This window comes from Bradyrhizobium sp. 4 (genome assembly GCF_023100905.1).
Lineage (GTDB): Bacteria > Pseudomonadota > Alphaproteobacteria > Rhizobiales > Xanthobacteraceae > Bradyrhizobium.
Genome location: NZ_CP064686.1, coordinates 6,247,502 through 6,271,278, shown reverse-complemented (window position 1 = coordinate 6,271,278; position 23,777 = coordinate 6,247,502). Strand labels below are relative to the sequence as shown.

The following is a 23,777-nucleotide window of genomic DNA, read 5'->3' as shown; positions in this document are numbered from 1 at the left end:
TCCCTGCTCGTCCTGCAGTTGCCCGTCTAGATCGAAGATTTGTAGATGGCTGCGTACGACTTGGCCGACTGGGTCCAACTGAAGGCCTGCGCCATGGCCGCGCGGCGCATGTGATCGAGGCGGTCCTTCATGCCGAAGGTGGAAAAGGCCCGGCAAAGGCTTCCAAGGAAGCCGGGGGCCGACGCGCGGTCGAACAGGAAGCCGGTCTCGCCGTCCACGATCGTCTCGGCGAGCCCGCCGGTGCGATGGCCGATCGGCAGCGAGCCGAAGCGCTGGGCGTACATCTGGCTCAGCCCGCAGGGTTCGAAGCGCGACGGCATCAGGGTAAAGTCGCTGCCGGCGAATATCTTTCGTGCCTCGGCGTCGTCGAAGCCGATCTTCACGCCGATCGAGCGCGGCGCGCGCACCTGCGCCTGCAGCAGCGCCTCCTCGAATTGCGGTTCGCCCTTGCCTGTCACGACAATCTGGCCGCCGGCGTCGATGATCGCTTGCGCACTCTCGATGACGAGGTCGACGCCCTTCTGGTGCACCAGACGCGCCACGAGCGCGAACAGGGGACCTCTCGAGACCGCCAGTCCGAACTGTTCCCTCACATCGTCCGCATTCAACGACCGTTCGGCCCAGTCACCAGCGCCGAACGGCTGGAACAACGAGCGGCAGGTGCGAGGATCCCAGCTCTCGTCGATTCCGTTTAAGATGCCGGAAAGCTGGTTGCGATCGGCCCGTTGCCGCAACAGCCCTTCGAGACCGCAGCCGTACTCGACGGTGGTGATCTCGCGGGCATAGGTCTGGCTCACCGTCGTCAGGTGGGAAGCGTAGACCAGGCCGGCCTTGATGAAGGACAGGCGATTGTAGAATTCCACGCCGTCGATGTTGAAGCTCGCTTCTGGGATGCCCAGCGGCGCGAGGGAGCTGCGGTCGAAGACGCCTTGATAGGCGAGATTGTGGATCGTGAACACAGTTGGAATGTGCGCGTAGTGCCATTCCAGATAACCGGGGATCAGCGCACATTGCCAGTCATTGGCATGAACGAGATCCGCGGCCCAATCCTTGTCGACCAAGCCTCTCGCAACCTGCGCTGCGGCATAAGAGAAGGTTGCGAACCGGACATTGTTGTCGCCCCAATCAGCTCCGCGGCCATCGGCATAGGGCGTGCCGTCTCGTTCGTACAACGCCGGGCACCGGACGACGTAATAGGTCATGCCGTCGGCGGTATGCCCAAGATCGATGGCAAAGGCCGGAAGGGCCGCGAAAGGTTGGCATCGTCCGACGGTCGTAAGGTCTTGTAATCCGCGCAGGACGGCCGGGTAGCCGGGGATGATGACGCGGACGTCGGCAAAGTCGCGCAAGGCGCGCGGGAGAGCCGCCGAGACGGCGGCAAGTCCACCCACTTGAATGAAGTCTGATACTTCGGGCGTCGCGAAAAGGATCCGCATGCGTCACGCCGCCCGGCCCGAGGGACACCACTGGCCTCTGCCAACCATCTCTAGAATTCCAATTGCGCCTCCCCAACGGAGCGCAATTCCTGAATTCCGCGCCGCAACAAACGTTCCTAACTTTCGCCACCGAACAGACGTTTTTCGTCCTCGGTTCAAAAGTGCACACAGAGCGTGTGCGCGGGGTGCGGCGCTCGCCTGAGGAACGAATGCCTGCATCTCGGCTTCTCACGTCCTGAGCATGCTTAAGCGATCGTAAAATCGAGCCTCGCGAAGCGTGTCGTAACTTCCAGCCATGCACGCAAAGGCGGCCAGTTTTGAGTCACAGATTGGGAATGGCAGGGCAAGCGCGACACCACGGTCCTCGATGCCTCCAGCAAGGGGTCTGTTTCAATCTCTGGGCACCGACGGCGCAATCGGTCGAATTGCTCCAAGCCGGCCGGCCACTCCGGATGATGCGCGACCACGATGGCTGGTACCAGTCGTTGAGTCCCACCGCGCATGTCGGCACGCGCTATCAGTTCAGGATCAACGAAGATCTCGTCGTTCCCGATCCCGCCTCGTTCTTCCAGCCGGACGACGTCGGTGCGCCGAGCGAGGTGGTCGACACCGCGGCGTTCCGAGATTCGGTGCTCTATCCCGGCCGCCACTGGGCGGAGGCCGTGATCTACGAGCTGCATGTCGGCACTTTCAGTGAGGAGGGCACCTATGCCGGCGTCGAGAAGAAGCTGTCCTATCTGCGCGATCTCGGCATCACCGCGATCGAGTTGATGCCGCTCAATGACGTCCCCGGCCGGCACAATTGGGGCTATGACGGCGTGCTGCTGAATGCGCCGAATGCACGCTACGGCAGGCCGGAAGACCTCAAGCGGCTGTTACGCGCGGCGCATGCCCTCGACATCATGGTCTATCTCGACGTCGTCTATAACCATTTCGGGCCGCAGCTGAACTATCTGCACCTCTATGCAGAAAGCTTCTTCACCCCGCGCCATAGCACCGGCTGGGGGCCTGCGGTCAACCTCGAGGGACACGACGGCGCGTTCGTGCGCGAGTTCCTGATCGAGAACGCGCTGATGTGGCTGCGCGACTACGGGTTCGACGGCTTGCGGCTCGACGCCGTTCACGCGCTGAAGGACGATTCCGACCGCCATTTCCTGATCGAGCTTGCCGAGACGGTTCGCAGTCAGCTGCCGGGCCGGCGCGTGCATCTGATGCTGGAGAACGAGGCCAATCAGGCTCGCCTGCTCGACCGGGCGCAAGGGCGAACCAGGCTCTATGACGCGCAATGGGGCGATGATTTTCACAACGCGCTCCACGTCCTGCTGACGGGCGAGGACGAAGGCTATTATCGCGCCTTCGCAGACAGGCCGCTTGAACATCTCGTGCGAGCGCTCACCGAGGGTTTTGCCTACCAAGGCGAAGTCTTTCCGCTGCATGACGAACCGCGCGGCGAGCCGAGCGCGCATCTGCCGCCCGAGGCCACCATCTTCTTCGCCCAGAACCACGACCAGATCGGCAACCGCGCGTTCGGGGAGCGGCTTTCCGCGCTGGTCGGTCCGGAGAAACTGGATCAGGCCATGGCGCTGGTTCTCTTGAGCCCGCATATTCCGATGTTGTTCATGGGTGAGGAAGCCGCGGCCGAGACGCCATTCCTGTTCTTCGCGGACTGGTCCGGCGAGGCTGCTGAGCTGACGCGGGAAGGGCGGCGGAAGGAGTTCGCGCACTTCAAGGCATTCTCGACGCCCGACATGCGCGCCAGAATTCCGGATCCGTGCGATGAAAAAACTTTCGCAGCATCGAAGCTCGATTGGACGGACATCCATCGCTCTCCCGCCAGCGCCAGGTTTCGCGGTCTGACGACCCAATTGCTGAAGATACGGCGCGAGAAGATCGTGCCGCTGATCAAACGGGGTTTCGTGTCGGCTCATTGCAAGTTGCTGGGGGAGAACACTCGCACGGGTGGCCTGGATGCCCGTTGGCGGACGGAGGAGGGGGACATCTTGCAGATTGTCGCCAATTTCGCCGACCGCGAACTGCCCATGCCGGCGCTGGTCGCGGGCGAGAGCCTGTGGCGATTGGGCGCGGCCGACGCGCCAGCCCTGTTGCCGAACGACATCATCGTGCGGCTTGGCCAGGAAGCGTGATGGAACGGCGAGGAACGCTTCCGAAAGCTTCCCGTTAGCGGAGCAAATCCCTGGAGCCGCTCCATGACCGAATATCCAAAGCCGCCTTATCCTCCGCAGCAGCAACCGATGCCCGGTTCGACCCGCGCGATGAATCCGCGACCGGATCACGGCGAGGAGAGCTACAAGGGCGCCGGGCGCCTGGCCGGAAAGAAGGCAATCATCACCGGAGGCGACAGTGGCATCGGCCGCGCGGTCGCGATCGCCTATGCCCGGGAAGGCGCCGACATCGTCATCGCCTATTTGAACGAGGACGAAGATGCCGCCGAGGTGAAGGCGCTGGTGGAGCATGAGGGGCGCAAGGTCGTCCTGATCCCGGGCGACATCCGCAATCCCGATCATTGCCGCGCGATCATCTCCCGCACCGTCGAGGCGTTCGGCGCAATAGACATCCTCGTCAACAACGCGGCCCATCAGGACACGTTCAAGGAGATCGGTGATATCAGCGACGAGGAATGGCAGCGGACGTTCGAGACCAACATCCATGCCATGTTCTATCTCAGCAAGGCTGCGGTGCCCCACATGCGCCCGGGAGCGGCGATCATCAACACCGCGTCGGTAAATTCCGACATGCCGAATCCGACCCTGCTGGCCTATGCCACGACCAAGGGCGCCATTCAAAACTTTACCGGTGGGCTTGCCCAGATGCTGGCGGCAAAGGGCATTCGGGTCAATGCGGTCGCCCCGGGTCCGATCTGGACGCCGCTGATTCCATCGACGATGGCGGAGGACACCGTGAAGAATTTCGGCAAGCAGGTGCCGATGCAACGGGCCGGCCAGCCGGCCGAGCTCGCGACCGCCTATGTCATGCTCGCCGATCCGCTCTCGAGCTACACATCGGGAGCGACCCTTGCGGTCACCGGCGGCAAGCCGTTCATCTGACCGAACGTGCGACGAGAAAGTGGCAGCCCTGCGAGCAGGGCCGCCACTCCCAGTACGTCTCGATCAAGCGGCGCTGGACGCCTTGGCATTGACGCCCTTGCGAAGCGCCACCGTGTTCAGCTTGGTGTTGGCGGCCTTCTCTTCGTTCAGGTTCGTCGTGAGGAAGCGCACGATGTCGTCGTGCCCGAGTTCCTCTGCCCATGCGATCAGCGTGCCGTAGCGGCACATTTCATAATGCTCGACGGCCTGTGCGTTGGCCACGATCGCGGCGTCGAGCACGGCCTTGTCCTCGATCTCGCCCGCGGTCTCATCGGCCTCCTTGATGATGCCGTCGATGGCGGGACAGTGTGTCCCGCTCGGCTCCTTGCCGAGCTTTGCGAACACCTTGCCGAGCCTGTCGACCTGCTTGTTGGTCTCTTCCAGATGAGCTTTCAGTCCGGCGACGAGGTCTTTGTTGGTCGCCTTGTCGATCATCTTCGGCAGCGACTTGAGGATCTGCTGTTCCGCGTAATAGATGTCCTGCAGCCCGTGCAGCAGCAGGTCTTCCATCGATTTGATGTCCTTAGTGAAGAATCCCATAAACGACGTCTCCTTTCACAATGATGGAACTGGAACGCCGCACAGCCGCAGCTGTTCCATTCCTGTGACCAGATCAGGAGAGCCGAATGAGCGATGGTGCGGATCATCTTGCGAGCCTGCTCGGACGGGCGGCGATGGACGTGTGGGGCGACATGCCGCGCGATATCCAAGAAGCGCTGTTCGAGACCGCCATGAAGGGACGGCCTGCGGAGCGGGAAGAGCTCGCGCGGCTGCTGCACGAGCGGCATCCGCGTACGCTTCATCCGGCACGGCCGGGCTGAGCCGCGGCAGGAACGATCCGGCAAGGAACCGATTTGTAAAATGGGTGAGGCGCGGTGAATGGGATTCGACGAAGCCCGTGAGCCGTGGCTCCGCCCAGGATCATATCGGTGAGTCGAGCGGCGTGACTGAAACCACTATCGGAAAATGGTACGATCCGATCTCCCAGAGATGGATTGTGCCGCGCGAAGCGCCCCCGGTGGCGGGCTACTCGCAGTCCAACCCGGAGAAGGGGTTAGAGACCCGCGCATCGGGCGAGGCGCAGCGGATCTGGGACCTGCTGGTGGATTGCTGCGCGCGCGGGTGATTTCCGGAGCCGCACTATCATTGGCTTCGGCAATTCACAGAGTGATGACATAGACCGCGAAGGCAATGATGAGCGCCAGGCTCACGACGGCGGTGCTGATCAATATCTTGCCCATGGCGCGTCCGTGCTGTCTCGCAGCGTCAATGAAACAGCCGTCCTGTTCGTTCCGGACCATCTGCTGAAGGCAGCTCCGACTGTTCACATGTGAACAAAGGGCGTCGGCACCAAATGGCTTGAACTATATCATTTGATACAGACATGGCTGCGCCCGCTTTTATCATTGGCAATCCAGAAGGGCACCGCATGGTGCCATGACATGGAGACCCGATCGTGCTCAGGCGGCGTCGCGTTCAGCAAACCACCACTCTTCAAGAGCGGCTTGCGGAGTTCACCAGGACCATCCGCGAAAGGGCCGAGTCGTTGCCCGACGGTAAGGAGAGGGATGAGCTGATGAAACGGCTGAGAAGCGCCGACACGGCGTCAAACCTCGACCGTCAATTCGCCGGCAGGGATTGAGCTTACAAGGATTGAGCTGGAAGGCGTCAGCTGCGGTACCAGCTCGCCAGATTCCAAGTCGTGACGTCCCATCCCGACATGTCGACCATGAGGTTGTTGACCCCTGCGTTGACGATGTTGCGGGATAGAAGCGGCAGGAACACGTTGGCCTCGCAAAAAGTTTCGTCGACCTTGATCAGCAACGCGGCGCGCTTGATGGGATCGAGCTCGTTCTGTGCAGCCTTGTAGGCCTTGTCGGCCTCGGGATCGGACCAGCGCGAGACGTTGCGGCCGAGCCATTTGTTGTCCTTGTTGGAAATTTCCCAAGAGACGCACTGGTTCAGGAAGCGCTCCGGGTCGGGCTGCGGTTGCGTGGTGTTGTACATCTCCATGTCGGCATAGAACTTCGAGTAGGTGTCGGGATTGCCGACGTCGGATGAGAAGAACACCGATGCCGTGACCGCCTTGATCTCGATCTCGATGCCGGCCTTCTGGCAGGCCTGCTTGATGATGGCCTGCGTCTTCTGACGCGGCGCATTGGTCGAGGTCTGAAAAACGAATTTGAGCTTCTTGCCGTCCTTCTCACGGAGGCCGTCCGCGCCCTTGGCCCATCCGGCTTCATCGAGGATCTTGTTGGCCTTGTTGACGTCGAACTCGTATTTCAGCTTGGGCGACTTGAACTGTTTGGGTGCGTTGACGAAGCTCGCGGTGGCGATGCCGCCGCGCCCGTAAATGAACTTCTGGATCGAGTCGCGGTCGATCAGCAGGTTGATCGCGCGGCGAACGGCAGGATCGGACAGCGTCGGGTGCTTGGTCTTGGGGCTGGAGCGCTCGCCGTCCACCTCGGTCCACGGGTCCGTCGTGTTGAGGATGATGAACTCGACGTTGCCGGAGGGCGTGACGTCGAGCTTGCCCTTGCCGCTGGCCTCCATGCGCTTGAGGACCTCCTCCTCCACCTGCATGTTCCAGGCATAATCGTATTCGCCGGTCTGCAGCACGGCGCGCGCCGCGGACACCGCATCGCCGCCGCCCTTGATTTCGAGCGTATCGAAATGCGGCTGGTTCTTGACGTGATAGTCGGGATTGCGTTCTGCCCGGATCAGGTCACCGGGCTTGAACTCGACGAATTTGTAGGGACCGGTGCCGACCGGCTTCAGATTACCGGGCGCTTCGCGCGACTTCGCGCCGACATAGTCGCCGAAATGATGTTTCGGCAGGATCGGACCGACCGAGCCGACGAAGGGATCGGCCCAGAACGGCGTCGGGGCCTTGAAGAGCACCTTGACGGTGTAGTCGTCGATCTTCTCGACCGTGATGTCCTTGTAAGAACCCGTGGTGTACGCCGCCGTGGCGAGATCCGAGGCGTATTGCCAGGTGAAAACGACGTCGTCGGCGGTGAAGGGCTTGCCGTCATGCCATCTCACGCCCTGCTTCAGTTTCCAGGTCACGCTCAGGCCGTCCGGCGAAAGGCCGCCGTTCTGCTTGGATGGGGCCTCGGCCGCGAGGCAGGGGACGAGGTTGCCCTCCTTGTCCCAGCCGGCGAGGGGCTCGAAGAAGACGCGCGAGGCGATCTGGTCCTTGGTGCCGAGCGCGAAATGCGGATTGAGCAGCGTCGGGGCCTGCCAGAGCAGGATCTTGAGCGGGCCGCCGCCGCCGGCCTTGGTCGGCTTGTAAGGCAGCGTGGCGTCCGCCATCGCCACGTCGTTCCAGACCAGGATCTGGCTGGCGACCGGCGCTGCGATCCCGATCGCAGCCATCGTCTGCATGAACGAGCGTCGCGACAGCTTGCCCTGCTTCACCTCAGCGATGGACTTGCGGATTTCGTTCTCGTTCATCGGATGATCCCCGCTTCACGGACAAGTCGTCACCGGCCAAGGCCCATCATGTTTCATCAAGGGCGAGGCGGCAATGCCGACAGGGTGAGAAAACCATGCGGCGAAATGACGAACGTGCGGGGAGAGGTCTGAAGCCCGGATGGGGCCGAGCGCAAACCAGGATAAGTCCGGCCGCGGCAGGCGGCGCTCCGGATTGGGCTTCGCTCCAGCGGCCTGGGCCCAACGATCCGTGCCGTTTTGCCGTGATGCGCCTCATACTTGCGCAGGTGCATTCGTTCCCCCCATGCGGACGAACGGAGAAGCGTCGTCCGCTCCAGCAGGCCAATATGGATTTCAATTTCATTGATTTCGCGCTGCGGAGAAGCGAATACGGTTCCAATCATTGCCAAGCCATGGAGACCAAGATGTCGTTTCGCCTCCCCCTGATCCTTGCGACCGTGCTCGCTGCCTGGTCGGCCGCCGCTTCAGGCGAGACCATCAAGATCGGCGTGACGCCGGGGCCGCACGCCCAGATCTTCGAGGCCGTGAAGCCGATCGCCGCCAAGCAGGGTCTCGACATCCAGCTCATCGAATTCTCCGATTACGTCGTGCCGAACGCCGCGCTCGATGCCGGCGAGATCCAGGCCAATTCGTTCCAGAACCAGCCTTATCTGGACAACCAGAAGGCCGACCGTGGCTACAAGATCGAAGCCGCCGGCCTGACCGTGAATTTTCCGATCGGCGTCTATTCCAAGAAGCACAAGGCCTTCGCCGACATCCCCGAGGGCGGCAAGGTCTCGATCCCGAACGATCCGACCAATGGCGGCCGCGTGCTGCTGTTGCTGCGCGACAAGGGCGCGATCAAGCTGAAGGACGGCACGGGCTTCAAGCCGACGGTGCTTGATATCACCGAGAATCCCAAGAAGCTGAAGTTCATCGAAGTCGACGCAGCGCAGGCGCCGCGCGCGCTCGACGATGTCGACGCCGCGGCGATCAACACCAATTATGCAACCCAGGCGGGCCTCGATCCCGTCAAGGATCCGATCCTGCGCGAGGACCCGAAGGGTCCGTACGTCAATCTCATTGCCGTTCGCACGGTCGACAAGGACAAGCCCTGGGTCAAGATCCTGGTGGACAGCTACCACACCGCAGAGGTCAAGGAGTTCGTCCTGACCAAGTTCAAGGGCGCGGTACTGCCGAGCTGGTAGGCAGTCTGCCCAGCCAAAGTTCAGCTCAGGGCGATCCCGGCGGGCAGGCTTGCGTACGAGCCCTGCGCAATGCCCGCTTGTCTGGAGCTGCGGCAACCGACATCATCGGGGCCCATCCTCGTCCGACAGGGGTCGTATGAAACGCTTAGCAAACCTGAAACGCCTGGGGTTTTTCACGCGGCTTCTCGACGAGGCCCCGGCGGCTGACCGATATCGCTTCGCGGCCGAGCAGATCGTGCGCGCCGAGAAGGCGGGCCTCGATTCCGCGTGGATCGCGCAGCACCATTTCCACGAGCGCGAGGGCGGTCTGCCGTCGCCCTTTACTTTCCTCGGTTACGTCGCTGCCCAAACCTCGCGCATCCGGCTCGGTACTGGCATCGTCACCTTGCCGCTGGAGAATGCGGTGAGGGTGGCGGAAGACGCCGCGGTGCTCGATCTGCTCTGCAACGGTCGCTTCGAGCTCGGTGTTGGCACCGGCGGCAATCCCTCGGCCTTTGCCGCGTTCGGCCTCGACAGCGCCCAGCGCAACGAGATCTTTGCGCGCAATCTCGAGGTCGTCCGCACCGCGCTGGTGGGCAAGCCGCTCGACGGTGGTGACACGCTCTATCCACAGCGGCCGCAACTGGACAACCGGATCTGGCAGGCGACGTTCTCTGTGGCGGGCGGCGCGCGTGCCGGCAAGGCGGGTGATGGCCTGTTGCTGTCGCGCACCCAGCCCCGGACCAAGGAGGCGCCGAAGGCAACGCTGGCCGAGATTCAGAATCCGGTGATCGATGCCTATCTCGAAGCGCTACCGCCGGGACGCGAGCCCCGCATCATGGCTTCGCGCACCATCTTCGTCGCCGACGACCGGACCGAGGCGATGCGCCTTGCCGATATCGGCCTGCGGCGCGCTCTGCCGCAATTCCTCAAGGGCGGCCACGCCAAGCCGGGCGAGACGCTGGAGGAGATGATCGCGGCGTTCGACACCCATGTCGGCGCGGCCGACGACGTCATCGCCTCGCTGCGCGCCGACGCCACCCTGGAGCGGGTGACCGATCTCGTCTTCCAGGCACATTCGGTCGATGCCCCGCATCCCCATATCCTGCGCTCGATCGAGCTGGTCGCGGAGAAGGTCGCGCCGGCGCTGGGCTGGGCGCGGACGGCGCCCGACGTGGCGCTGGCGGGTTAGTCGGAATGAACGCAATCGCGTTGCACGAGGCTGCAAGAGGCTGAATGATGGCTACGAAAGATATCATCGACACGCTCGCCAGGATCGAACCGGGTTCGGCTCTGGACGGCATTCGCGCCAAGCGCGTGCAGGCGCGCGACAATGCGCAGAAGAGCTATCTCTCTCTGTTCGAGCCGATTGACGCCAGTGACTTCTCGCTCGTCGAGCGTGCCGCAGTCGCGTTCTTCGTGATCGGCCTTCACCGCGAGCCGACTGTAGCTGCCTTCTATCGCGCGAAGTTAGCTGCGACCGCCGATGGCGCGCGCCTGGTCGAAGCGGTCGATGTCGAAATCGCGCGGGGCGAGACCTCGGGCCCCTACGGCGCCTTTCCGGCCGGACCGCTTTCGGTGGAAAACAAGCCCGGCCTGATCTACCGCGTCAGCGCGGAGCGCAAGCCCGGTCTCGGGGATCGGCTCGTTGCGGCGTTCGAGCATGCGCATCTGCTGGTGTTCCGCCCGCGCGATGCGGCCGCGGCCGACATGAGGGCGTTGCTCGCCGCTGGCTGGTCGAACACCGGCATCGTCACGTTCTCTCAGCTCGTTGCGTTCCTGTCGTTCCAGGTGCGCGTTGTCACCGGACTGCGCGTGCTGGGTGCCTCGCTCGGGCGCGCCGCGAACGCCGCGGCCGGCGCGTAAGGAGGCTGCATCATGAGCGCTGCAAACAATGTCAATCCGCCCGCCGTTTTCACCCAGGATGAACTGGGCTGGGTGTCGTGGATCGATCCGCTGCCTGAGACTGAGCTGACCGAGCGGCATTTCGCCGGCCTCGTCGATCGCTCTCGTTCCAAGTCCGAATATTTTCGACTGCTGGTGCGCGATCCCGAGGTGCTGGAAGCCCGCACCAAGACCGACAAGGACATCTTCTACAACGTTGCCGACGGCCTGCCGCGCGCCGAGCGCGAGCTCGCAGCGGCAGCGACTTCGCGCTATAACGGCTGCATCTACTGCGCCTCCGTACATGCGCGTGTCGCCAGCACTTATTCCAAGCGCCGCGACGATGTGCAGCGGCTGCTCGACGAGGGCGTTGGCGCCGATCTCGGCGAGCGCTGGAATGCAGTCGTCAAGGCCTCGGTGGCGCTGGCCGCAACGCCGATCGCGTTCGGCCCCGACAATATTGATGAGCTGCGCCGCGCCGGTCTCGACGATGCGGAGATCGTCGACGTCATCAACGGCGCGTCGTTCTTCAACTGGGCTAACCGGCTGATGCTGTCGCTCGGCGAGCCCTCGAAATAGCCAATCTCACCGGCATGGAAATTGCTGGTTGTTTCAACACCTGACAGGATGGAGCCGTCCATGAGCAACATCGATCGTCGTACCCTGGTCAAGGGCTCGCTTGCCGTCATGATGGCGGGAGCAGCCTTCTCGCGCGCCGCGCTTGCGCAATCGTCCGAGCCGATTTTGCTGGGCGTCAGCGGTCCGCTGACCGGGCCGAACGCGCAATATGGCACGCAGTGGAAGCAGGGCTTTGATCTCGCGCTCGACGAGATTCAGGCGGCGGGCGGCATCAACGGCCGCAAGCTCGCCTACAGCTTCGAGGACAGCCAGAGCGACCCGCGCCAGTCGGTGGCGATCGCCCAGAAGTTCGTCTCCGATCCCAGGATCGTCATGGAGCTCGGCGACTTCTCCAGTCCCGCCTCGATGGCGGCCTCGCCAATCTATCAGCGCGGCGGGTTGGTGCAGTTCGGCTTCACCAATTCGCATCCCGATTTCACCAAGGGCGGCGACTTCATGTGGAGCACCTCGGTCAGTCAGGCCGACGAGCAGCCGCTGCTGGCGGCCTATGCCGTCAAACGTCTCGGCCTGAAGAAGCTCGCCGTGCTGCACCTCAACACCGATTGGGGCCGTACCAGCCGTGACTATTTCGTCAAGGCCGCGAAAGAGCACGGCGCCGAAATCGCCGTCACCGAAGGCTACATCGCGGAGGAGCGCGACTTCCGCTCCACGCTGGTGCGGGTCCGCGACGCCAATCCGGACGGGTTGATCCTGATCTCCTATTATTCCGACGGTGCGCTGATCGCGCGCCAGGCGCGCCAGGTCGGGCTGAAGCAGGTGATCTGCGCCGCTAGCTCGGTCTACTCGCCGAAATTCCTGGAGCTCGGCGGCGATGCAGTCGAGGACGTCCATGTCGGAACGCGCTACTTCCCGGAAGACCCGCGCCCCGAGGTGCAGACGTTCATCGCGGGCTTCAAGAAGAAGTACAACGGGGTGGAGCCCGACGCGTTCAACGCCTACGCCTATGACGCGATGAACATGGCGGCCGCCGTCGTGAGGATCGGCGGCGCCGACCGGCGCGCGATCCGCGACGCCTTCACGAAAGTGAAGGACGTCTCGAGCGTGATCTTCGGCAAGGCGACGTTCGACGTCGAGAGCCGGCGCGTCAAGGGCGCCATGAACGCCGAGCTCGTCGTGCGCAAGGGCCAGTTCGCCCTCTGGGACGGCAAGCCGACCTGAGGGGATTTTCTGCGTGTCTTCCTGGCTCGACTACACGATCAACGGGCTGATCGTCGGTAACGTCTACGCCCTCGTTGCGGTCGGGCTCGCGCTGATCTTCGGCGTCAGCCGGCTGATCAACTTTGCGCAAGGCTCGATCTATCTCGTTGGCGCCTATATCGGCTGGGTCGCGGTGGTGCAGCTGCATACGCCGCTCCCGCTCACCATCATCGTGGTCGCGGTGGCGGCGGCGCTGGTGGGCTTGATCATCGAGCGGTTTGGGCTGCGTCCGCTGCAAAACTCGGTGCGCATCGCGCCGTTGCTGGCGACCATAGGCATCAGCTTCGTGCTCGATCAGCTCGTGATGCTGACCTTCTCGCCCAATCCGCGCGCGCTGCCGAGCCAGTTGCCGGATATCCGCTTCCAGATCGGCGGCGGCACGATCGGACCGCTCGATCTCCTCATCGCCGGCGTCGGCCTCACCAGCGCGTTGCTGCTGTTCGTGTTCCTGCGCTACAGCAAGCTCGGCTGGGCCGTGCGTGCCACCGCGCAGGACCGCGACGCCGCGATGCAGATGGGCGTCGACGTCAATCGCGTCAATCAGGCCGTGTTCGGCATTGCGGCTGCGCTCGGCGGCGTTTCCGGCCTGCTGGTCGGCATGTACTACAACCAGATCGACACCGCGATGAGCCTGCAGGCGACGCTCAAGGGCGTCGTCGCCGAAGTCGTCGGCGGTGCCGGCAATGTGCCGGGTGCGGTGATCGGAAGCCTGCTGCTCGGATTGGTCGAGAGCTACGGCGTCGCCGTGTTCGGCACCAGCTACCGCAATCTGTTCGCGTTCCTGCTGCTGGTCGTCGTGCTCGTGCTGCGGCCAAACGGCCTGTTCGCCAGCGCCCGGCAGGCGCCGCCCGAGCCGCTCACCGGCACCTTCATCGCGCCGAGCCGGCCGGTGCGGATTCCGCGCTGGGCTCTGCTGATCGCTGCCGCCGTCTTCGCGATCCTGCCGCTGTTGCCAGTGTCGTTCTACGTGCTCCAGACCCTGATCAACGCCTGGCTGCTCGGCATGCTCGCGCTGAGCCTCACCCTGGTTGCAGGCACGATCGGTCAGGTCTCGCTGGGACACGCCGCGCTGCTCGCGATCGGGGCCTACACCTCCGCGCTGCTATCGCTCACGTTCGCCATCCCGGTCGTCCTTGCCATCATCGGCGGCGGCCTGATGAGTGCTGCGCTGGGGACGGCGCTGATCTCGCCGTCGTTCCGGCTGCGCGGACATTATGTGTCGATCGCGACGCTCGCGATCGGCGAGATCGTCTCGCTGGTGATCCTGAACTGGGAGAGCGTCACGCGCGGGCCGATCGGCATCTCCGGCATCCCGCCGCTGTCGCTGTTTGGCTATGAGCTGGTCAGCCCGATTTCGATCTACTGGTTCAGCTTCATCGTGATGGTGGTGCTGGCGCTGCTGCAGGGACGCCTGCTCGGCTCCCATCTCGGCCGCAGCTTCCGCGCCATCCGCGACGACGACATCGCCTCGCGCGCCTACGGGCTCAGCCTGAATCGCTACAAATCGCTGGCCTTCATCTTCGGCGGCTTTGCCGCCGGGATCAGTGGCGGCATCGCCGCGCATCTCTATTCCTACATCAACCACGAGACCTTCAACACGCAGCAATCCATTTTGGCGCTGACCGTGGTGATCCTCGGCGGCCTCGGCAATGTCGTCGGGGCCATCGTCGGAGCGGTTGCGCTGGTCGGGCTGCCGGAAGTGTTCCGGATCGCGGCGGAGTATCGCATCCTGATCTACGGCATCGTGCTGCTGCTGCTGGTGCGGTTCAGACCGCAAGGCTTGTTGGGGACGATGTGATGAGCACGACCATGCTGTCCCTGCGCGGGCTGACGCGGCGTTTCGGCGGCCTCACCGCCGTCGATGCCATCGATCTCGATCTCGCCAAAGGCGAGCTGATCAGCATCATCGGCCCGAACGGGGCCGGCAAGACGACGTTGTTCAATCTCGTGACCGGGCTTGACCTGCCGGACGCCGGGATGATTAGCTTCGAAGATAAGGACATCACGGGTCTCTCGCCGGAACGGCTCGCCGCCGCAGGCATCGCGCGCACGTTCCAGCTCGGCCGCGTCTTCGGCAATCTCAGCGTCATGGACAACGTCTTGATTGGCGCCCATACGCGGCTGCGTGCGGTCAAGCCGGCTGTGCCGGTAATCGGGCCATTGCTGGAATTGGGGTTGGCGTTGCTGCGCCCCGCCAGCGTCAAGGCGGAGGAAGAGCGGCTGCGCGAGGAGGTGAAGGTCGTCCTCGCGCGCTTCGGCGAACGGCTGCTGCCGCGCATCGACCAGCCGGCCTACAGCCTGTCTTACGCCAATCGCCGCCGCGTCGAGATTGCGCGTGCGCTCGCCTTGAAGCCGCGTCTGCTGCTGCTGGACGAGCCGACCGCCGGCATGAACCCGACCGAGACCACGGAGATGCAGGGGCTCGTCGCCGAGCTGAAGGCCGAAGGGCTGACGATCTTGCTGATCGAGCACAAGCTCGAAATGGTGATGCGCCTGTCCGACCGCGTCATCGTCATGGACGAGGGCAAGAAAATCGCGGAAGGCCCGGGTGAACAGGTGCGCGGCGATCCCAAGGTGATCGAGGCCTATCTCGGCCACGGCCTCGCGACGAAACAGGAGAGCGCGGCATGACGAACTCGCCTCCCGATGCGCTGCTCGCGCTCACCGACGTCGATACCTTCTACGGCCAGGCCCAGGTGCATTTCGACCTGTCGATATCAGTGCCGCGCGGCCACATCGTCTGCCTGCTCGGCGGCAACGCCAGCGGTAAGTCGACGACGATGAAGATCATTTTGGGCCTGGTGAAGCCACGCTCGGGCGAGGTGACTTTCGACGGTGCCTCGCTGCTCGGACTGACCACGCCGCAGATCGTCCGCCGCGGCATCGCCTCGGTGCCGGAGGCACGGCGCCTGTTCGCGGACATGAGCGTGCGCGAGAACATCCTGATGGGGGCGTTCGTGCGCGACGACCGCGAGGCGATCGCGCAGGATCTCGACAAGATGCTCACGCTGTTCCCGAAGCTCGGCCAGCGGCTGTCGCAGCGCGCCGGCTCGCTCTCGGGCGGCGAGCAGCAGATGGTCGCGATGGCGCGCGCGCTGATGAGCCGTCCCAGGATGATCGTGATGGACGAGCCGACCATGGGCCTGTCGCCGCTTTATGTGGACCGCGTGCTGGAGCTGATCCGCACCATCAACCAGGAGGGCGTCTCGGTCTTCATGGTCGAGCAGAACGCCAGCCTCGCGCTCGAGATCGCGCACGAGGCCTATGTGCTCCAGACCGGTAAGATCGTTCTCTCCGGCTCCGCCCGCGCGCTGAAGGACGATCCCCGCATCCGCGACGCCTATCTCGGCGGCTCCGAGGCCGCGTAGCGCCATCCCGGCCTGCATGGTTCCAGACGCCCGCCGTTGGCGGGCTCCTCACCATGAGGGTCTGGCAATCTCGCGGCGAAGCAAGACCTCATCTTGAGGAGCCCGCGCAGCGGGCGTCTCGAAGGATGGCAAGCACTGCTGCAGAACCGTGCCGCCCCCTCCGGGATTGCACTGGTCAGTATGACCATCTTATGAAAAGATCATACCGCTGGTGCGGTGTGGCGCAGCAGACGGAATGATTGTCGTGACGAGATGGTCTTTGCGGGCGGTCGAGCCCGGAATGGTGCTGCTGTTCGGCGGGCTGATCGCGGCCAACATCGCGGCCTGGGCCTGGGCCTTCGCAGCGTTCGGTGACCGGCCGACGGTGATGGCGACCGCGCTGCTCGCCTGGGTGTTCGGCCTGCGCCACGCCGTCGATGCCGACCACATCGCGGCCATCGACAATGTCGTGCGCAAGCAGATGCAGGCAGGCGGCGCGCCGCGTAGTGTCGGTCTCTATTTCGCGCTCGGCCATTCCACAATCGTCGTGGTCGCAACCATGCTGCTCGCGCTCGGCGTCGTGAGCCTCGGTGGCGACAGCGTGCTCAAGGAGATCGGCGGCTTCATCGGCACCTCGGTGTCGGCGCTATTCCTGCTGGTGATCGCGGCCATCAATCTCGTCATCTTCGCCGGCCTGTGGCGGACGTTTCGCGCGGCACGGGAGCAGGGGATTCACGACGCCGAGGGCCTCGATGCCCTGCTTGCCAGTCGCGGCCTTCTGGCGCGGCTGCTCGGCCCGATGTTCCGCCTGGTGACAAAACCCTGGCACATGTATCCGCTGGGCTTCCTGTTCGGGCTTGGCTTCGACACCGCAACCGAAATCGGCCTGCTCAGCATCTCCGCCGGCGAAGCCGCGCGCGGCGCTTCGTTTGCCGATGTCCTGGTCTTCCCCGCGCTGTTCGCGTCGGGCATGGCGCTGGTCGATACCGCCGACTCGGCACTGATGGTGAGCGCCTATCGCTGGGCCTTTGTCGATCCGCTGCGAAAGCTCTGGTACAATCTCACGATAACAGGGGCTTCCGTGGCAGTGGCGCTGTTGATCGGCGGCATCGAGGCGCTCGGGCTGATCGCGGACCGGCTCGGCCTGACCGGCGGCGTGTGGGCATTGGTTGACGCGCTCAACGACTCGCTCGCCAATGTCGGCTTCGCCGTGGTCGCGCTGTTCGTGATCGCCTGGCTCGTGTCGGTCGTGCTCTATCGGCGCATGTTTGCAGTTGAGCGGCGGCGCGCCGCGGATGCGCTTATCGGCGCCGAGGCCACCGAAGCGGCCTGATCGACAATCCGCTGGCTCAAGCCGACGCCGCGCTCGCGACCTGCTCCGCCGGTAGATCGTCGGCATTGGGATCGCCCGGCGCGGTGGCCCAGGCCAGTTCCACCAGCGTCACGAACCTGCGGCCGGCGCCGTCGAGCTGGCAGACGATCAGGCCCTGCTCTTCCATGTAGCCGAGCAGGCGCTGCGCCCGGCGCAGCGAATGCGAGCCGTAGGCGCGGGCGATCGCGGCGTCACCTGGACACGGCCAGCCTTCTTTCGCCGCGCGCGCGATCATCATGAACACGCCCTGCATGTCCTCGGGAAGGATCGAGGCGCGGAGCGACACATCCTGCCAGGCGTCGTCCTCGGCATGCTCGGCGCCGAGCCCGGCGCGTGCGCGTGTCAGCATGCGGCGGAATTCGGTGAGGTCGGGCACCGCCGAGCCGAGGCCCTCGATGCGGCAGCGGACCACGAACTCCTGGTAGAGCACGCCGACCGCGCGGAAACCGGCATCGGGTGCGGCGAGTACGGCACGAAGGGTCCGATCCACGCGCTCGCGCCGCTCGGCGAGCTCCTCGGCACTGACCGGGACCTCGATCATGTCGGGGCCGATCTCCGGTGCCGCAGCCTTCGCGGCGCGGAGCTGCTCGAGCAGATCGGGCGCGGGCCGGCGCTGCGGTCGGCTGGCATCGGGGGGCGGCGCGGCCAGGATCACGGCGCGCATATTCTCGAGTGCGGCTTCGGGCATCGGCATCAGCCGCGGCGTGGAATTGCGCGGCTGGGTTTCGGTCGCGCCGATGTTCAAACGCAGGGGGCGTCGCGACAGCGCGGGGCCGAGCGCCATGAATTGTCCGCGTTCGAGATCGCGAAAGGATTCGGCCTGCCGCCGCTCCATGCCGAGCAGGTCGGCGGCGCGCGCCATGTCGATGTCGAGGAAGGTGCGGCCCATCAGGAAGTTCGACGCTTCGGCCGCGACGTTCTTGGCGAGCTTCGCCAGCCGCTGGGTCGCGATGATCCCGGCAAGCCCGCGCTTGCGGCCGCGGCACATCAGATTGGTCATCGCGCCGAGCGAAAGCTTCCGCGCTTCGTCAGAGACTTCGCCCGCGACCGCAGGCGCAAACAGCTGCGCCTCGTCGACCACCACCAGCATCGGGTACCAATAGTCGCGCCCGACGTCGAAGAGTCCGCCAAGGAAGGCCGCGGCGCGGCGCATCTGGTTCTCGGCGTCGAGCCCTTCGAGATTGAGCACGGTGGAGACGCGATGCAGCCGCGCGCGCTCGCCGGCAACCTGAAGGCCGCGTTCGGTGTGATCCTCGGCCTCGATCACGAGATGGCCGAAATGTTCCGCCAGCGAGACGAAATCGCCTTCGGGATCGATGATGGCCTGCTGCACCCAGGGCGCGCTCTGCTCCAGCAACCGCCGCAGCAGATGTGATTTTCCGGAGCCCGAATTGCCCTGCACCAGGAGGCGGGTCGCCAGCAGTTCCTCGAGGTCCATGGCCGCCGCGGCGCCCGCCGTGGTCTGCCCCATCTCGATCGCAACCGTCATGCCCGACTCAAGTCCCATCATTCGCGGACAGGGGCTTATCAACCCGGCCGCGGCGCGTCGAGCGCCACGGCGGAAATCATGGTCCGTTGCCCACGGCGAAGTTCAGGCGTGACGCGACAAACGTAGAAGTGCGGGCCGATAGGGGGCTTGTGGATCGTCGTCCTCATTCGAGGGAATGGCGCAGGAGCCGAATTCCTGCCTGATCCGCTCGATTTCGGCGATGCGCTCGTGCAGCCGCTGCAAATGCTCCGGGGATTTCGCCCGCCAGAATCGGAAGGTGTCGGCGGTGAGCGGCAGGAACGCGGTGCCGAACAGCGTCGGCTCGGGAACGACGGTGCGCCCGAGCAGCAGGAACCGGTCGGCGCCGGAGACGACGAGCGTCGCGTAGCCGCGATTTCCGATTCGCTTGATGCCGTTCAGCGACCATTCGGCGAGCTTGCTCAAATAGGGCTCCTCGCGCCAGCGGTCGGGGCAATGGTCATCGACCGTCACGTTCACGGCGTCCTGGCTGAAATGCACGATGATGCCCGACTTCGCCGGAAACCAGTCCTCGTCGAGATGGCCTTGCAGCCAGGCGCAGACGAATGAACGGCACATCTGGGGACGGCGCTCGTAGATGGTGCACCCGGTGCCTGTCTGCCAATGCTTGCACAGCTGGTTTACCGGCTTGTCGACGCCGGCCACTTCGAGGATGTCGCAGCAGGCATTGCACGAGCCGCATTGCCGGGTGGGCGGCGGCGCAGTTCGACCGGCTGCCCTGAACCCCTGGCTATCGCGAACGAGCAGCCGCTGTTTCTCGAGTGCGTTCAATGCGCGCTCGATCTTGAGGCGGGACAAGCCGGTCGCGTCAATGACGCCCTTTATCGTCGTTGCGCCGGCTTCCACGGCGCGAACGACCTGCAACGTCGCCTGATCCATCTTCGACTACTTGTTCTTCTGCCTTCCATCTGACGATTGCGCGCCGGTCGGGAACCTGCGGAACCGCCTGCCGGCCCGTCGCGCGGCGGATAATTCGGCAACTCGCATGGCTAGAACTCGCATGGATGCGATGTTTGCGCAAATCGGTGGCGTCCCGGGGACGGTCCGAATTGCGCCTGATCGCGATCGATGTGGCAATTCCGGGCAGCAAGGCCTGCCGCGCCGATGGTGTTACAGCGCGCCCGATCCGCCCTGCACGATCTTCTCGTTGAGCTTCAGGTCCACGGTCTCGACCGTGCGGTCGATCTCTGCATTGGGCGCGCCGAGCTGATGCGAGATCAGCTTGACCAGCAGATCGACGCGCTCGATGAAGGGCGCGCCGCCGGCCACCGCGCGTGCGGCCGATGACGGCTTCAGCAGGCTCTCGGCGGCCTTGGCATATTTCGCGAACGGCACCTGATCCTGCGGATCGGCGCCCAGACGCCGGGCGATGGCGTCGACATGCTCGTAGATCGTCTGCGAGCGCGCGAGATCACCGTGCACGGCGTCGCGGATCGACTGCGGCTCGTGTGGCGTGATGCAGCGGTAGTTGCCGGTCAGCAGCATCGACCATTTCGCCAGCGGCACGAACAGAGAATCGAACACTTTCAGCTTCACCGGCACGTCGTGGCCGTCGAGGGTCACCGCATCGATGTCGGCTTCGAGCTCGCGCAGCACCTTGTTGTGCTTCTCGTCGGCGAACACGGATGCTTTGAAATTTGTGGGCAGACCGACGTGAAGCACGTTCGCAGCCTCTTCCGGCGGACGGAACGCCTGCGGGTCGGGCGAGCACAGGGTTACGAGCCCCGGCTCGAAGCGCTCCCACACCTGCGCGTTGGTGTAGGCCTCCTCGAGATCCATGTCTGCGAGCGAGGGAATCCGTTTCAGATAGGGCAGCGGCGGCATGTTCATGATCGACAGGCACGGCAGCTTCGCCGCGGCGATCCTGACCATGAGAACGCGCACCGTGTGGTTGGTGTATTGCGGCTCCTGCATCGCAAGGCCGACCATGTCGTAGCGCGACAACTCCACATTGGCGGGTGTCACGGCGTCGAGCTTGCCGGGCAGGTCGCGCGAGAAGATGGCGCGGTGAACCGCCTCGTCACGCAACTTGATGCGCACCTCGGTCCCCTCGCGGTTGATCAGCTCCGCGGTCTTGGCGCGGCAGACCAAGGTCACGTTGTGTCCCGCCATCAGCAGCTTCGTGCCCAGCAGGGAGCCGTAGGAAGCCCCGAGAATCAGGATGTTACGCGCCATGCCTCGTCCCTTTGCCAATTTGTGATTTTTGAGCCCCGGCCGTCATCCGCGGCCGAGTTTGGCGGGCATGTAAGGCAAAGTGCGTGAGGATGGCAACTGGGATAATGGATACAAGGGCCGGGCGAATATGACATGGCGGGATCGGGCGGAGTGCATCCGGGGCTGCTCGGCCCAGCGTTCGGTACCTTCCCGGATTACGCTTGCACTCCATCCGGGCTACGGGACCTCCTCTGTGTCGCCCTCTGTCAATCTATCTTCGCGAAAATATTCTACTTTACCGAAATTCGGAAATGGCGTATGTGTCGCGCATCCCGGCTTATCCTTGAGGGGCGATCTTGTGGTCGTCACGTTCGCGAGCCGGGCTTGCGGTGGACGCGGCAGCGTTCGGGTGCGAGAGGCTAAGGGCAGGGCGGATTGCTCTCCGTGAGCCCAAGGCTTCGTTCCGACGAGCGGCGCTGCTAGGCTTCGTCTCATCTGTAAGTTTCCGGCTTTGTCGACAGGGCTGGGAAAACTGCGGCGAAATGGCGGGCCGTGCGTACGGCAAAACCGTGTGGTCCTGGCCGTCGTTGCTACGGTCAAGCTCTTGCGGATGCGGCATCTGCGTCAACCGGCGCGGTGTCGACGACTTCTGTGAGAGCGAGGGAGGCCAGCAGGAACTCGGCTCCCGGGAGAGCACGGCATAAGCCGTCCAACCATCGCGCAGGGAAGGCCGAGTGATTGGCTACACCTGTATGCTGCTGTGCGGTTTCCTTGCGCTACATCTTCGCGCAGCGGACCGCGGGTGCCAGCCGGCACCCGGCCTTCCCTGCGCCCTCTTGGACAAGAGGGTGGAGTGACGAAGCAAAACTCGGGCGAATCGCGCCGCGAGGATGCGAAGCTGTGTCTGCAATTCAAAATGCGAGCTGGAAGAGTGCGGCTACCGCCTCATACTCCGTCATTGCGAGCGCAGCGAAGCAATCCAGTCTGTCGCCGCATTACGCCATGTCGCCGCTGGGTCGCAGCTCTGCGCAGCAACGCTCGCGTGCCTCACCCCTGGTTCGCCATGCGCGCGCGGTCGAGATGCTCCTCGATCTTGGGGCGGTCGCGGGTGCGCTCGAAACTGGTGCAGAGCAGTTCGGTCTCCTCGAGCGAGACCGGGGCGCGATACAAACGGCACATGAATTCCGCCGTTGCGCGTCCCTTGCCGGTACCCGGCCCGCGTTCGGCAAGAAACATGCAGTCCCGGCAGACGCTGGCATCGAGCCGCTGATGTGCTGCGTCGAGGTGATTGAGGATGTCGCGCAGCGAATCGCGCAGCCTGACGCACTCGTCGGGTCCGAGCGCCGTGACCGCGTTCAGCACGTGATTGATCGGATCGTGCTGGCTCAGGCACTTCTCGCCCTGTGCGGTGACGTGCAGCACGACAGAACGCTTGTCTTCGTGCGACGGTTTTCGCACCAGGAAGCTCTTGCTCTCCAGCGTCTTCACGATCTGCGATGCAGTTGCCCTGGTTGCGCCGATGAAGCCGGCGAGCGCGGACGGCGTGCGCGAAAACCTGTTGGCGCGGCCGAGAAAGCGCAGCGCCATCCATTCCCGATCGCGCAACCCATGCTGATCGCCTTCGAAATACCAAGCCCTCGCTGCCTGAACCAGCAGCTCCACGGCTTCTCTTGCCAATGGCATGAATTCCTACCTTGCCCCGGGAGTCACGTTTGCGGCGCCCCCGAGCCGCCTTCCGCCGTCGCGAATGAGCCGTTTGCGAGAAGCCGTACTACCGGCAATGTTCGACACATGCACCGTGCTCTTCTCTCGCGTGAAAGCACGGACTGCCCGGCCCCCGACCTGGACCAATGGGCACTGCAAGCTATGGCACGGTAAGCGGTGTTGCTGATGGTATGCCATTCGCGGCGTTGTCGTACGGGAGCCCGAATAGCCGTCGCCAGCAGACGATGGATCGGAGTAGTTCAACCGAAGCCCCTAAGGTTCAAGTCACACGCAGACGTTTCTTATCTTCCGACGAAACGATGAATGACCTTCTCAACAAAATCAAGTAGAGACCATCTCGCAGACAGGATGTCGTCGCAGGCGAATGTAACGTTCAAGACAATCTCGCTCTTCGGGACACATGATGGTGAACGCAATACGCTGTCCCACGAGCAACATGCACGCAACTATGCGACGGTTTTATTGCACGGCACGTTGTTGGCTGTCGTTGATGCAAGTTGACCGAAGCTTGTGCATGACGACGATGTGCGTCGGCATGTCATCCACAACTTGTGCGTTCTGCCAAGAACCGTCCGAGGGAACTCACAGGAATTACATGCGGCGGTTGTCCGGGTCGGATCGAGAAGTCGCCGGTTCAGTCGCATTCGGCGCGGCTGCACGATTTCCCTCACCCGAACGGTGGAGGCGATCACGGCTGAAACCGGAGACGGGCGTGCATGTGCATGCGCTGGAAGCGTGGCGGCATGCGCAATCGCCTGTCGAAAACAAC

Annotated in this window: 22 protein-coding genes; 14 read left to right on the top strand and 8 right to left on the bottom strand. The window is 64.0% G+C overall.

The window, feature by feature from the left end:
• Positions 1 to 26 precede the first annotated feature (26 nt).
• Complete coding sequence (glgA, locus tag IVB45_RS29915; RefSeq protein WP_247358345.1) at positions 27 to 1,436, bottom strand: glycogen synthase GlgA; 1,410 nt, start codon at positions 1,434 to 1,436, stop codon at positions 27 to 29.
• A gap of 335 nt (positions 1,437 to 1,771) precedes the next feature.
• Between glgA and treZ the strand changes: the two genes are divergently transcribed.
• On the top strand, positions 1,772 to 3,580 hold the full coding sequence (gene treZ, locus IVB45_RS29910) for a malto-oligosyltrehalose trehalohydrolase (RefSeq protein ID WP_247358346.1): 1,809 nt from the start codon (positions 1,772 to 1,774) through the stop codon (positions 3,578 to 3,580).
• A gap of 63 nt (positions 3,581 to 3,643) precedes the next feature.
• Positions 3,644 to 4,501 (top strand): glucose 1-dehydrogenase, encoded by an 858-nt coding sequence (locus IVB45_RS29905; RefSeq protein WP_247358347.1) that lies wholly within the window; start codon positions 3,644 to 3,646, stop codon positions 4,499 to 4,501.
• A gap of 63 nt (positions 4,502 to 4,564) precedes the next feature.
• Here the strand turns inward: IVB45_RS29905 and IVB45_RS29900 are convergent, their stop codons facing one another.
• Positions 4,565 to 5,080: a ferritin-like domain-containing protein gene (locus tag IVB45_RS29900; protein ID WP_247358348.1), complete on the bottom strand. Its 516-nt coding sequence runs from the start codon at positions 5,078 to 5,080 to the stop codon at positions 4,565 to 4,567.
• Between the two features lie 86 nt (positions 5,081 to 5,166).
• Between IVB45_RS29900 and IVB45_RS29895 the strand changes: the two genes are divergently transcribed.
• Positions 5,167 to 5,361 carry a hypothetical protein gene (locus IVB45_RS29895; protein ID WP_027519884.1) on the top strand — a complete coding sequence of 65 codons (195 nt, stop codon included), beginning with the start codon at positions 5,167 to 5,169 and terminating at the stop codon, positions 5,359 to 5,361.
• Positions 5,362 to 5,483: 122 nt separating this feature from the next.
• Entirely contained in the window at positions 5,484 to 5,666 is a 183-nt protein-coding gene (locus IVB45_RS29890) for a hypothetical protein (RefSeq protein WP_247358349.1), read from the top strand.
• Between the two features lie 34 nt (positions 5,667 to 5,700).
• Here IVB45_RS29890 and IVB45_RS29885 read toward each other — a convergent pair whose 3' ends face one another.
• Together IVB45_RS29885 and IVB45_RS29880 are read right to left on the bottom strand one after the other, a co-directional pair.
• On the bottom strand, positions 5,701 to 5,841 hold the full coding sequence (locus IVB45_RS29885; protein ID WP_155810080.1) for a hypothetical protein: 141 nt from the start codon (positions 5,839 to 5,841) through the stop codon (positions 5,701 to 5,703).
• A gap of 367 nt (positions 5,842 to 6,208) precedes the next feature.
• Positions 6,209 to 7,996 (bottom strand): peptide ABC transporter substrate-binding protein, encoded by a 1,788-nt coding sequence (locus tag IVB45_RS29880; protein ID WP_247358350.1) that lies wholly within the window; start codon positions 7,994 to 7,996, stop codon positions 6,209 to 6,211.
• Between the two features lie 392 nt (positions 7,997 to 8,388).
• Here IVB45_RS29880 and IVB45_RS29875 point away from each other — a divergent pair, with 392 nt between their 5' ends.
• The 9 genes from IVB45_RS29875 to IVB45_RS29835 all read left to right on the top strand — a co-directional run bounded on the left by IVB45_RS29875 (position 8,389) and on the right by IVB45_RS29835 (position 17,562).
• Positions 8,389 to 9,183, top strand: a complete 795-nt coding sequence (locus IVB45_RS29875) for a MetQ/NlpA family ABC transporter substrate-binding protein (RefSeq protein WP_027570461.1) — start codon at positions 8,389 to 8,391, stop codon at positions 9,181 to 9,183.
• A gap of 136 nt (positions 9,184 to 9,319) precedes the next feature.
• Positions 9,320 to 10,354, top strand: coding sequence for a putative FMN-dependent luciferase-like monooxygenase (locus IVB45_RS29870; protein ID WP_247358351.1), 1,035 nt, complete (start codon positions 9,320 to 9,322; stop codon positions 10,352 to 10,354).
• A gap of 47 nt (positions 10,355 to 10,401) precedes the next feature.
• A complete protein-coding gene (locus tag IVB45_RS29865) occupies positions 10,402 to 11,028 on the top strand; it encodes a CMD domain protein (protein WP_247359166.1) in 627 nt (208 codons plus the stop codon).
• A 12-nt stretch (positions 11,029 to 11,040) separates the two neighbouring features.
• Positions 11,041 to 11,625: an alkylhydroperoxidase domain protein gene (locus IVB45_RS29860; RefSeq protein ID WP_247358352.1), complete on the top strand. Its 585-nt coding sequence runs from the start codon at positions 11,041 to 11,043 to the stop codon at positions 11,623 to 11,625.
• Between the two features lie 60 nt (positions 11,626 to 11,685).
• Positions 11,686 to 12,843 (top strand): ABC transporter substrate-binding protein, encoded by a 1,158-nt coding sequence (locus IVB45_RS29855; protein WP_027570465.1) that lies wholly within the window; start codon positions 11,686 to 11,688, stop codon positions 12,841 to 12,843.
• Positions 12,844 to 12,856: 13 nt separating this feature from the next.
• Complete coding sequence (locus tag IVB45_RS29850; RefSeq protein WP_247358354.1) at positions 12,857 to 14,680, top strand: ABC transporter permease; 1,824 nt, start codon at positions 12,857 to 12,859, stop codon at positions 14,678 to 14,680.
• On the top strand, positions 14,680 to 15,513 hold the full coding sequence (locus tag IVB45_RS29845) for an ABC transporter ATP-binding protein (RefSeq protein WP_247358355.1): 834 nt from the start codon (positions 14,680 to 14,682) through the stop codon (positions 15,511 to 15,513). Before IVB45_RS29850 ends, IVB45_RS29845 begins: the two co-directional genes overlap by 1 nt.
• A complete protein-coding gene (locus IVB45_RS29840) occupies positions 15,510 to 16,250 on the top strand; it encodes an ABC transporter ATP-binding protein (RefSeq protein WP_247358356.1) in 741 nt (246 codons plus the stop codon). The genes IVB45_RS29845 and IVB45_RS29840 overlap by 4 nt, the downstream gene beginning before the upstream one ends.
• A 280-nt stretch (positions 16,251 to 16,530) precedes the next feature.
• Entirely contained in the window at positions 16,531 to 17,562 is a 1,032-nt protein-coding gene (locus tag IVB45_RS29835; RefSeq protein WP_247359169.1) for a HoxN/HupN/NixA family nickel/cobalt transporter, read from the top strand.
• Between the two features lie 16 nt (positions 17,563 to 17,578).
• On the opposite strand, the gene IVB45_RS29830 is transcribed toward IVB45_RS29835, so the two are convergent.
• From IVB45_RS29830 to IVB45_RS29815, 4 genes are all read right to left on the bottom strand, one after another.
• Positions 17,579 to 19,090 carry an ATP-binding protein gene (locus IVB45_RS29830; protein ID WP_247358358.1) on the bottom strand — a complete coding sequence of 504 codons (1,512 nt, stop codon included), beginning with the start codon at positions 19,088 to 19,090 and terminating at the stop codon, positions 17,579 to 17,581.
• A 102-nt stretch (positions 19,091 to 19,192) separates the two neighbouring features.
• The gene (locus IVB45_RS29825; protein WP_247358359.1) at positions 19,193 to 20,008 is read right to left on the bottom strand and encodes a YkgJ family cysteine cluster protein; all 816 of its coding nucleotides are present in this window, start codon (positions 20,006 to 20,008) and stop codon (positions 19,193 to 19,195) included.
• 231 nt (positions 20,009 to 20,239) lie between these two features.
• Positions 20,240 to 21,304, bottom strand: a complete 1,065-nt coding sequence (locus IVB45_RS29820; protein ID WP_247358360.1) for a 2-dehydropantoate 2-reductase — start codon at positions 21,302 to 21,304, stop codon at positions 20,240 to 20,242.
• Positions 21,305 to 22,330: 1,026 nt separating this feature from the next.
• Positions 22,331 to 22,966, bottom strand: a complete 636-nt coding sequence (locus tag IVB45_RS29815; protein ID WP_027570472.1) for a MarR family transcriptional regulator — start codon at positions 22,964 to 22,966, stop codon at positions 22,331 to 22,333.
• Positions 22,967 to 23,311: 345 nt separating this feature from the next.
• Between IVB45_RS29815 and IVB45_RS29810 the strand changes: the two genes are divergently transcribed.
• Complete coding sequence (locus tag IVB45_RS29810) at positions 23,312 to 23,509, top strand: hypothetical protein (RefSeq protein ID WP_247358361.1); 198 nt, start codon at positions 23,312 to 23,314, stop codon at positions 23,507 to 23,509.
• Positions 23,510 to 23,777: the final 268 nt, after the last annotated feature.